Source organism: Kitasatospora sp. NPDC036993 (assembly GCF_055607525.1).
Genome location: NZ_JBVJRP010000013.1, coordinates 153,942 through 162,989, shown reverse-complemented (window position 1 = coordinate 162,989; position 9,048 = coordinate 153,942). Strand labels below are relative to the sequence as shown.

Genomic DNA, 9,048 nt, shown 5'->3' with positions numbered 1-9,048 from the left:
GACAGTTTCCCTTGGGTGGGTAGAAGAGGTCTAGTCCAGTTGTCGGATTGGTCTGGTCCATACTGGGTGAGCTTTGTCGCAGCTGCGGGATTGTGGGGGGCTTTGCGCCGGGGCGAGGGACGGGGTACGGGGGGTGGAAGCGGGGGTTTTGTTGCGCATCGTGCAATGACTCCGAGCACTTCGGTAACTACTGGGGCGGGCCTGGTCAGTGGTGTGGACCGGTGGTCGGCGGGTTTGGCAGTGTTGCGCGTCCCCCCGCCGGATTTCCCCCGTTCCGGCCGTTCATCCCCCCGAAGGCGGTACCCGCGTTGAACCGACGCGTCCACGTTCCCACCCGTGTGCTCGGCGGTGCGCTGGCCGGAGCACTGGTGCTCACCGCGGTCAGCGCGTGCGGAGGGCAGGACGACGGGACGGTCACCCTCAGACTCGTCGCGGCCGACTACGGCGAGAGCCCCGAGACCAGCTCCCAGCACTACTGGGACGCGCTCGCCAGGGAGTTCGAGGCGGCCAACCCCAGGATCAAGGTCAGCGTCGAGGTGGACAGCTGGACCGAGATCGGCAAGAAGGTCGAGGACATGATCGCGGCCGGCAAGTCGCCGGACCTGCTCCAGACCGGCGGCTTCGCGGACCAGGTCGCGGCGGACCGGCTGTACCCGGCCTCCGAGGTGCTCTCGGTGGAGACCCAGGCGAAGTTCCTGGAGACCTTCGCACACGCCGGACAGGTGCTCGGGACGCAGTACGGGATTCCGTTCGTGTCCTCGTCGCGGGTGCTCTTCTACAACAAGGCGGTGTTCCGGCAGGCCGGGATCACCCAGCCGCCGGCCACCTGGAACGAACTGCGGCAGGACGCGGAGAAGATCAAGGCCAAGGTGCCGGGGGTGACCCCGTACGGGCTGCCGCTGGGGCCTGAGGAGGCACCCGCCGAGTCGATGCTGTGGACGCTGAGCGGCGGCGGCAGCATCTCCGACGACGTGGGCAACTACACCATCGACAGCGCCCAGAACCAGGCGACGTTCGGCTGGCTGAAGAGCAACCTGGTGGGCACCGGGCTGACGTACCCGGACCCGGGCGCGATGAACCGCACCCCGGTGTTCCAGGACTTCGCCGCCGGGAAGGTCGCGATGCTGAACGGGCATCCGACACTGCTGCGGATGGCGACCGCCGGGAAGATCGACTTCGGGACGGCGCCGATCCCGAAGAAGGACGGGGTGGGGCGGACCGGCAGCCTCGGGGTCGCGGACTGGATGACGGCGTTCAAGGCGAACGGGCACAAGAACGAGATCAAGAAGTTCCTGTCGTTCGTCTACGGCAAGGACAACCAGCTGAAGTTCGACGAGCAGTACAACCTGCTGCCGGTCACGCAGGACGCGTTCACCCAGATGTCGTCGGATCCGAAGCACGAGGACCTCAAGCAGTTCGCGGTCGGTCTGACCAACGCGAGCTTCTACCCGTTCGGGGACCCGGCCTGGGGCGAGGTCAGCAACCGGATCAAGGCGGGGATCGGGCAGGCGGTGACGGGGGACCCGAAGCAGGTGCTCGGCGGGCTCCAGGAGTCGGCGGCGAAGGAAGCGGCGAAGGTCCGGAAGTAGGGCCGGGGACGCCGCCGGGGCCGGGGTTCCCCCCCGGCCCCGGCGGTGCGTTTTCGGGTGGTGCGTTTTCGGGTGGTGCGGTGTCGGGCGGGGCTCAGGGGAGCGTGATGGCGTAGGCCTTGCGGAGGGTCTCGTGGACCGTCCAGGTGGTGCGGTCGCCCTCGCGCAGGACCGCGCAGTCGCCGGGGCCGACCTCCAGGGTCGGGCCGCCCTCGACCTCGACGGTGGCTCGCCCGCTGAGCACCACGAACATCTCGTCGGCCTCGACGTCGGTGACCACGCCGGGGGTGATCTGCCAGATGCCGCGCAGGTGGCGGCCGTCGGCGGACTCGGACAGCACCCTGCCGGTGACCTCGGGGGTGCCGGAGACGATCTGGGACGGGTCGAGCGGGTCGGGGTCGAGGTCGGCGGTGGGGATGTGCAGGGCGAAGGCGGGCGTGGTCATGGGGGTGACGTTAGCGGGGGGTCCTGGGCGGCGGGGCGAGCAGTGTGTGTCGGGGTCGCGCGGGAGAATGACACTCCGTAGCGGTGGGCGGAGGGTTTCCGGTGGGTGAGCTGGCCGAGCTGAGTGAGCGGGAGCGGGCGGTGCTGGCGCTGGAGGGGCGGCAGTGGCGGACGGCGGGGGCCAAGGAGCGGGCGATCCGGGAGGAGCTGGGGCTCTCCTCGACGCGGTACTACCAGGTGCTGAACGCTCTGCTGGACCGGGAGGAGGCCTTGGCGCACGCGCCGGTGCTGGTGAATCGGCTGCGGCGGGTGCGGGAGGCTCGGCGGGGGGCTCGTTGAACGGGGGGCTTTCGGGAGGGTGGGGTGGCGGGGTCGGCTCCGGGGGTGGCCGCTCCGGGGGCTGGATGATTTTCGGACTGCCCTGCTCGTGGGTGCGACGCCCGACGGCGGTGGCAGTCTGAAAATCACCCGTCACGCCCCTCTCCGGGCCACCCTCTGCGCCGCCCCCGCCCGCGGCGCGTCCCTCTCGCCTGGAGGGGGAAGGGCGGGTGGGTGGGTGGGGACAGGTGGGCGGGTGGGTGGGACAGGTAGGTGGGTGGGGACAGGGGGGAGGGGCGGGTGGGGGCTCGGCTGGGCGGGTGGGTGCGGAGGGGGGTGGTCCGGGGTAGGGGCTTCGGTATGGGTTTTGAAGAGAAGTTCGTGCCGGGGACCGGGGCTGGGCGGGACGGGGTGCGGGCCGTCCTGGCGGCGCCCGGGGAGGCCGTGATCGGGTTGGACTTCGACGGGACGCTGGCGCCGATCGTGGCGGATCCCGGGCAGGCGCGGGCCCATCCGGGGGTGGTGGGGGCGTTGCGGCGGTTGACCTCGGTGGTGGGGGCGGTGGTGGTGGTGACGGGGCGGCCGGCCGGGTTGGCGGTGGAGTACGGGGGGTTCGCGGGGCTGCCGGGGGTGGTGGTGCTGGGGCACTACGGGGCCGAGCGGTGGGAGGACGGGGAGCTGTCGGCGCCGGAGGTGCACCCGGGGGTCGCCGGGGTGCGGGCGGCGTTGCCCGAGGTGCTGGAGCGGGTGGGGGCGCCCGAGGGGACGTGGGTGGAGGACAAGGGGCGGTCGGTGGCGGTGCACACCCGGCGGGCGGCGGGGCCGGAGGAGGCGCTGGAGCTGCTGCGGGCGCCGGTGGGGGAGCTGGCGGCCGGGTACGGGCTGGTGGTGGAGCCCGGTCGGCTGGTGCTGGAGCTGCGGCCGCCGGGGGTGGACAAGGGGGCGGCGCTGACCGGGTTCCTGCGGGAGCGGGGGGCCCGTTCGGTGCTCTACGCCGGGGACGACCTGGGGGACGTGGCGGCCTTCGCCGCGGTGGAGAAGCTGCGCGGCGAGGGGGTGGCCGGGGTGCTGGTGTGCGCCGGCGCGGTGGGGGACGCGCCGGTGCGGGAGCTGGCCGACCGGGCGGACCTGGTGGTCGCCGGGCCGGAGGGCGTGGTGGAGCTGTTGGAGGCCCTGGGGGAGGCGCTCACAGGGCGTTGAGCTGGTCCAGGAACCACTGCTGCGGGGGGAGCGCGGTGGCCGCCTCGGCGAGGCGCTTGGTGCGGCCGGCGCGCTCCTCCGGGCTCATGGTGAGGCCGGTGTGGAGGGCCTCCGCGGTGGCGATGACGTCGTAGGGGTTGACGGTGAGGGCGTCGTCCTTGAGTTCGGCGTGGGCGCCGGCCTCGCGGGAGAGGACGAGGGCGCAGCCGTGGTCGGAGACCACGGGCACCTCCTTGGCGACCAGGTTCATGCCGTCGCGGATGGGGTTGACCAGGGCGACGTCGGCCAGCCGGTAGGCGGCGAGGGAGCGCGGGAAGTCGTCGTCGACGTGCAGGATCAGCGGCCGCCAGGTGGGGGTGGCGAACTCCTCGTCGATGGCGGCCGCGAGGTCCTGGACGGCGGCGGTGTAGTTCCGGTACTCGGCGAGGTCGGTGCGGGACGGGTAGGCGAAGGCGATGTGCACCACCCGGTCGTGCCACTCGGGGCGGGTGCGGAGCAGGTGCCGGTACGCCTGGAGGCCGCGGACGATGTTCTTGCTCAGTTCGGTGCGGTCGACCCGGACGATGGTGCGGCGGTCGCCGACGGCCTCGCGGAGCGCGGCGAGGCGCTCGTCGACGTCGGGGCGGTGGGCGCGTTCGCGCAGGAAGTCGGCGTCGGCCCCGAGGGCGTGGACGCCGAGGCGTGTAGTTCGCCGAGTGGGGGTCCCCCCGGCCGAAGGCTGGGGGCGTGTGGTGCGGCCTTCGAAGGTGACGGTGAGCGCGTCGTGGTCGACGGTCGCCCCGAGGAGGTCCTCGCAGCAGGCGGCGAAGGCGCGGGCCCAGCGGTGGGTCAGGAAGCCGGCCCGGTCGGCGCCCAGGATGCCGGTCAGGACGGCCCTGCCGACGTCGTCGGGCAGCATCCGGTAGTACTCGGGCGGCGCCCAGGGGGTGTGCGAGAAGTGGCCGGTGCGCAGGTCGGGGCGGGCCTCCCGGAGCAGGGCCGGGACCAGCGAGAGGTGGTAGTCCTGGACGAGGACGGCGGCGCCCGGGGCGGCTTCGGCGGCCAGGGCTTCGGCGAAGGCCTCGTTGTAGGCCAGGTAGGCGGCCCACTCGGTGCGGAACCCGGCGTCGAAGGCGGGCGCGGTGGGGGTCGCGTAGAGCAGGTGGTGGACGAACCAGAGGGTGGAGTTGGCGACGCCGTTGTAGGCGCGGGCGAAGGTGCGGGGGTCGATGTCCAGCATGCGTACGGCCTGGCCGCCGACGTCGTGGCCGGCCAGGTCGAGGCGGCCGTGGGGGGCCTCGGCGGCGGCTCTGCGGTCGGAGTCGTTGAGGGCGGCGCAGACCCAGACGGCGTTCGGGTCCTCGATGGCGGAGAGGCCGGATACCAGGCCGCCGCCGCCGCGTCGCAGGGTCAGCGTGCCGTCGTCGGAGGTGCTGAAGGACACCGGTCCCCGGTTGGAGGCCACCAGGACGGGGGCGGTGCCGGTCGCACTCGAACGGTTGGTCGTGAGATCGCCCATGGTTGGGATGTTGCCGGGGGTGTGGGGTGGCAAACGTGTCAGTGCCGAGTGGCGTACTCGGGGACGGTGTGCATCGGGGGCCGTTCCAGGGCGGTGATCTCGTAGGTGCGGGGCGTGAAGATGGGGGTCCCCCCGGCCGAAGGCTGGGAGAGGGTCTCCGGGGCGCGGGTGAACTGGGTGAGGTGGGGGCGGACGAGGTCGGCGGAGGCCTTGAGGCGGTGGGCGCGGTCGAGGCGTTCGAGGGCGGTCCGGTAGATGGTGGCGGCCATCCGGCCGAGGGCCTGGCCGTCCTGGTGGCGGTGGTGCCGGACGCCGACGTCCACCTGGGCCAGGGCGTCCAGGCCGGCCAGTTCCAGGGCGTCGACCAGGAGGCCGAGTTCGACGCCGTAGCCGGTGGGGAAGGGCAGCCGTTCGAGCAGCGGGCGGCGGGCCGCGTACTCGCCGCCGAGCGGCTGGACGAAGCCGGCCAGCTCCGGCCAGTGGAGGTTGAGCAGGGGGCGGGCGACGAGTTCGGTGACCCGGCCGCCGCCGGCGGGCAGGACGGCGCCCTCCGACTCCAGGGGGCGGTCGTACATGGCCTTGACCAGCTGGATGGACTCGTCGGTCAGCAGCGGGCCGACGATGCCGGAGACGAGCGCCGGGTCGAACTCGCGCAGGTCGGCGTCGACGAAGCAGACGATGTCGCCGCGGGTGACCAGCAGGGAGCGCCAGAGGACCTCGCCCTTGCCGGGGACGGCGGGCAGGCGGGGGAGGATCCGGTCGCGGTGTTCCACCCGGGCGCCGGCCTCGGCGGCGACGGCGGCGGTGGCGTCGGTCGAGCCGGAGTCCACGACGACGAGCTCGTCGACCAGCGGGAGGCGTTCCATCAGCTCGCGGCGGATGATGCGGACGATGTCGCCGACGGTGGCCTCCTCGTCCAGGGCGGGGAGGACGACGCTGACGGTGCGGCCGGTGCGCTCCTTGGCCGCGAGGAGGGTGTGGACCGGCCGGTCGGCCGCGCTCCAGGAGCGGCGGTGCAGCCAGGACGCCGCCTGCGGGAGGAGCTCGGAGGTCGGTTCGGCGGGCACGGAGGTCTCCTCGGCGAGTCGGGTGGGACGGGTCATCTCGCTTGGCGGACGGTCCCGTTCGGAGTTGACGCCTTCGGATACAGTCTTCGTACAGCGGTCGGACCTTTGCACGCCGGGGTCGCCGCCGAGCACCACCACAATTTCACAAGCTCATCCAGAGGGACTGAGGGAACGGCCCGTTGACGTCCCGGCAACCTTCTCGCCCGGCCGTCCTCGACGGCCCCCGGCGGGACAGGTGCCAATTCCGTCCCGTGCCGCGACCGCGCCACGGGGAAGATGAGGAGAGAGGCCTCCGCCACCATGGCTATCGACATCGCCGCACCCTCCCCCAGCCGTCGGCCGGGGGGACCCCCATCCGTCGACCTCGGCCCCGCCGCCGCCCTGTCCTGTCGGGAGTGCGGCACCCGCTTCCCGCTCGGCCCCAGCTTCGCCTGCCTGGAGTGCTTCGGCCCGCTGGAGATCGCCTACGAGTTCGGCGGTGAGGCCGCCGAGGAGCTGCGCAAGCGGATCGAGGCCGGCCCGGCGTCGATCTGGCGCTACGCGCCGTTGCTGCCGGTCCCGGCCGACGTCGCCTCCAAGCCGAACCTGAACCCGGGGTGGACCCCGCTGGTGAAGGCGGACAACCTGGGCCGCGAGCTCGGTTTCACCGCCCAGCTGCACATCAAGGACGACTCCGGGAACCCGACCCACTCGTTCAAGGACCGCGTGGTGGCCTGTGCCATCGAGGCGGCCAGGGCGTTCGGGTACACCACGCTGTCCTGCTCCTCCACAGGCAACCTGGCCGGTGCGGTGGGCGCGGCGGCGGCCAGGGCCGGTTTCAAGTCCTGCGTGTTCATCCCGCACGACCTGGAGCAGGGCAAGGTCGTCATGGCCGGGGTGTACGGCGGCGAGCTGGTCGGCATCGAGGGCAACTACGACGACGTGAACCGCTTCTGCTCGGAGCTGATCGGTGACTCGGCCGGCGAGGGCTGGGGCTTCGTCAACGTGAACCTGCGGCCGTACTACGGCGAGGGTTCCAAGACGCTGGCGTACGAGATCTGCGAGCAGCTCGGCTGGCGGCTGCCGGAGCAGATCGTGATCCCGATCGCCTCGGGCTCGCAGCTGACGAAGATCGACAAGGGCCTCCAGGAGCTGATCAGGCTCGGCCTGGTCGAGGACCGGCCGTACCGGATCTTCGGCGCCCAGGCCGAGGGCTGCTCGCCGGTGTCGGCCGCGTTCAAGGCCGGCCGGGACGTGATCAAGCCGGTGAAGCCGGACACCATCGCCAAGTCGCTGGCGATCGGCAACCCGGCTGACGGTCCGTACGTGCTGGACATCGCCCGCCGCACCGGTGGCGCGGTGGAGGACGTCACGGACGCGGAGGTCGTGGCGGCGATCCGGCTGCTGGCGCGCACCGAGGGCATCTTCGCCGAGACCGCGGGCGGGGTGACCGTCGGCGTGCTGAAGAAGCTGGTCGAGACCGGGCAGCTGGACCCGGCCAAGGAGACCGTCGCGATCAACACCGGTGACGGCCTGAAGACCCTGGACGCCGTCTCCGACGCCGGGATGACCGCCGTCATCCGCCCGACGCTGGACTCCTTCCGCGCCGCCGGCCTCGCGTCCCTCTGAACCACCCGTCAGGCCCCACCCCCGCAAGGAGAGTCATGAGCGCCAACGTCCGCATCCCCACCATCCTGCGCACCTACACCGGCGGCGCCGCCGAGGTGACCGCCGAGGGTGCCACCCTGGCCGAGGTCATCGCCGACCTGGAGAAGAACCACGCGGGCATCTCGGCCCGCATCCTGGACGACACCGGCAAGCTCCGCCGCTTCGTGAACGTCTACGTGAACGACGACGACGTGCGTTTCGCCGAGGGCCTGGCGACCGAGATCAAGGACGGCGCCGGCGTCTCGATCATCCCGGCGGTGGCCGGCGGCTGCTGAGCCGGCGCGAGCACCCGCGGTCGCCCGCGCGTACGGAATTCCGTTCTCCGTACGCGCGGGCGACCGCTTGCATTCCCGCGGGAATATTTCCGGTTCGAGTCGGAGTAGAGTGTGGCTCGGCTGGGAACAGGGTTTCCCTTTCGGCCCCCGCAGTGCTCGGCCCGGGGAGTCCGGCTGCTGGGCACGGACCGTAAAACATGTCAGGCGGATGTCAGAATTCCCGCAGGCATTTGAGTAATTCGTCCGCTATGTCCGGCGTGGAATGCGGAGATTATTCCGATTCAACCCGTCCTGTCCCCTGTCGCCTTGGCGGAATTACCGGTGGCTGGCCCTGTTGCAGAGGGCGTCGATCCGGATACATTCAGCGGCGGTCGACGCAATCACCCGCTCACCGGAGGCCGTTCGGTGTCCCGTGCGGAGGGTTGCGGCGTGCACGGCTGTGCCCAGGGGGGGTTCCCCGGGCCGGCCTTCAAACCAACCCGGGCCCGCTACCTGCGGGCGCGTGAAGGGCCAGCACAGCACTAGGGGAGTTCGGAATGGCTCAGGGCACCGTCAAGTGGTTCAACGCGGAGAAGGGCTACGGCTTCATCGCGGTCGACGGTGGTGCGGACGTCTTCGTCCACTACAGCGCGATCCAGATGGACGGCTACCGCACCCTCGAGGAGGGCCAGCGGGTCGAGTTCGAGATCTCCCAGGGACAGAAGGGCCCGCAGGCGGACATGGTTCGCGCCGCGGCGGAATGACCCCTTCCGACCCCAGGAGCTCGGCGCGGCCCTACGGCTGGTGACCACTCGCTTCTCGACGGGCCCGTGCGACGCGTGTCGTACGGGCCCGTCGGCGTTCCAGGACGGTCCCGTCGGCGGCTCGCGGATCATCGCCGGGGCTTGCACTCGACCACCCTGAGTGCTAATCATTGGCGTTAGCACTCACAGCGTGAGAGTGACAGCGGACCGGGTCGGTGAGGCCCCCGGGAGCGGTAGGGGAATGGACCCCCGCACACCAGGGCCGTC

9 protein-coding genes and 1 riboswitch are annotated in these 9,048 nt (G+C 71.8%); of the genes, 6 read left to right on the top strand and 3 right to left on the bottom strand.

From position 1 onward, the window contains the following. Nucleotides 1–308: 308 nt before the first annotated feature. Nucleotides 309–1,589, top strand: coding sequence for an extracellular solute-binding protein (locus ACZ7C5_RS27015; RefSeq protein ID WP_401088624.1), 1,281 nt, complete (start codon nt 309–311; stop codon nt 1,587–1,589). 94 nt (nt 1,590–1,683) lie between these two features. Here ACZ7C5_RS27015 and ACZ7C5_RS27010 read toward each other — a convergent pair whose 3' ends face one another. Then, nucleotides 1,684–2,034, bottom strand: coding sequence for a cupin domain-containing protein (locus ACZ7C5_RS27010; RefSeq protein WP_401088626.1), 351 nt, complete (start codon nt 2,032–2,034; stop codon nt 1,684–1,686). A 110-nt stretch (nt 2,035–2,144) separates the two neighbouring features. Between ACZ7C5_RS27010 and ACZ7C5_RS27005 the strand changes: the two genes are divergently transcribed. Continuing rightward, a complete protein-coding gene (locus ACZ7C5_RS27005) occupies nt 2,145–2,372 on the top strand; it encodes a DUF3263 domain-containing protein (protein WP_188297595.1) in 228 nt (75 codons plus the stop codon). Nucleotides 2,373–2,711: 339 nt separating this feature from the next. Next, nucleotides 2,712–3,551: a trehalose-phosphatase gene (gene otsB / locus ACZ7C5_RS27000; RefSeq protein WP_401088628.1), complete on the top strand. Its 840-nt coding sequence runs from the start codon at nt 2,712–2,714 to the stop codon at nt 3,549–3,551. Here the strand turns inward: otsB and ACZ7C5_RS26995 are convergent. Next, nucleotides 3,538–5,049 carry an alpha,alpha-trehalose-phosphate synthase (UDP-forming) gene (locus tag ACZ7C5_RS26995; protein WP_401088630.1) on the bottom strand — a complete coding sequence of 504 codons (1,512 nt, stop codon included), beginning with the start codon at nt 5,047–5,049 and terminating at the stop codon, nt 3,538–3,540. The two genes, otsB and ACZ7C5_RS26995, sit on opposite strands and share 14 nt — an antisense overlap. Before the next feature lie 38 nt (nt 5,050–5,087). After that, nucleotides 5,088–6,152 carry a glucosyl-3-phosphoglycerate synthase gene (locus ACZ7C5_RS26990; protein ID WP_401088632.1) on the bottom strand — a complete coding sequence of 355 codons (1,065 nt, stop codon included), beginning with the start codon at nt 6,150–6,152 and terminating at the stop codon, nt 5,088–5,090. Between the two features lie 111 nt (nt 6,153–6,263). Then, a riboswitch (SAM riboswitch) is annotated at nt 6,264–6,399 on the top strand. 17 nt (nt 6,400–6,416) lie between these two features. On the opposite strand from ACZ7C5_RS26990, the gene thrC reads away from it, so the two are divergent. The 3 genes from thrC (at nt 6,417) to ACZ7C5_RS26975 (ending at nt 8,781) form a co-directional block, all read left to right on the top strand. Then, nucleotides 6,417–7,724, top strand: coding sequence for a threonine synthase (gene thrC, locus ACZ7C5_RS26985; protein WP_401088634.1), 1,308 nt, complete (start codon nt 6,417–6,419; stop codon nt 7,722–7,724). A gap of 35 nt (nt 7,725–7,759) precedes the next feature. Continuing rightward, a complete protein-coding gene (locus tag ACZ7C5_RS26980) occupies nt 7,760–8,038 on the top strand; it encodes a MoaD/ThiS family protein (RefSeq protein ID WP_188297580.1) in 279 nt (92 codons plus the stop codon). Nucleotides 8,039–8,574: 536 nt separating this feature from the next. After that, nucleotides 8,575–8,781 carry a cold-shock protein gene (locus tag ACZ7C5_RS26975; RefSeq protein WP_188297579.1) on the top strand — a complete coding sequence of 69 codons (207 nt, stop codon included), beginning with the start codon at nt 8,575–8,577 and terminating at the stop codon, nt 8,779–8,781. Nucleotides 8,782–9,048: the final 267 nt, after the last annotated feature.

What these genes read in the sequence shown, in the direction of transcription:
- otsB (WP_401088628.1), top strand. Translation starts at nt 2,712, where the DNA reads ATGGGTTTTGAAGAGAAGTTCGTGCCGGGGACCGGGGCTGGGCGGGAC.
- thrC (WP_401088634.1), top strand. Translation starts at nt 6,417, where the DNA reads ATGGCTATCGACATCGCCGCACCCTCCCCCAGCCGTCGGCCGGGGGGA.
- ACZ7C5_RS26995 (WP_401088630.1), bottom strand. Translation starts at nt 5,049, where the DNA reads ATGGGCGATCTCACGACCAACCGTTCGAGTGCGACCGGCACCGCCCCC.
- ACZ7C5_RS26980 (WP_188297580.1), top strand. Translation starts at nt 7,760, where the DNA reads ATGAGCGCCAACGTCCGCATCCCCACCATCCTGCGCACCTACACCGGC.
- ACZ7C5_RS26990 (WP_401088632.1), bottom strand. Translation starts at nt 6,152, where the DNA reads ATGACCCGTCCCACCCGACTCGCCGAGGAGACCTCCGTGCCCGCCGAA.
- ACZ7C5_RS27010 (WP_401088626.1), bottom strand. Translation starts at nt 2,034, where the DNA reads ATGACCACGCCCGCCTTCGCCCTGCACATCCCCACCGCCGACCTCGAC.
- ACZ7C5_RS26975 (WP_188297579.1), top strand. Translation starts at nt 8,575, where the DNA reads ATGGCTCAGGGCACCGTCAAGTGGTTCAACGCGGAGAAGGGCTACGGC.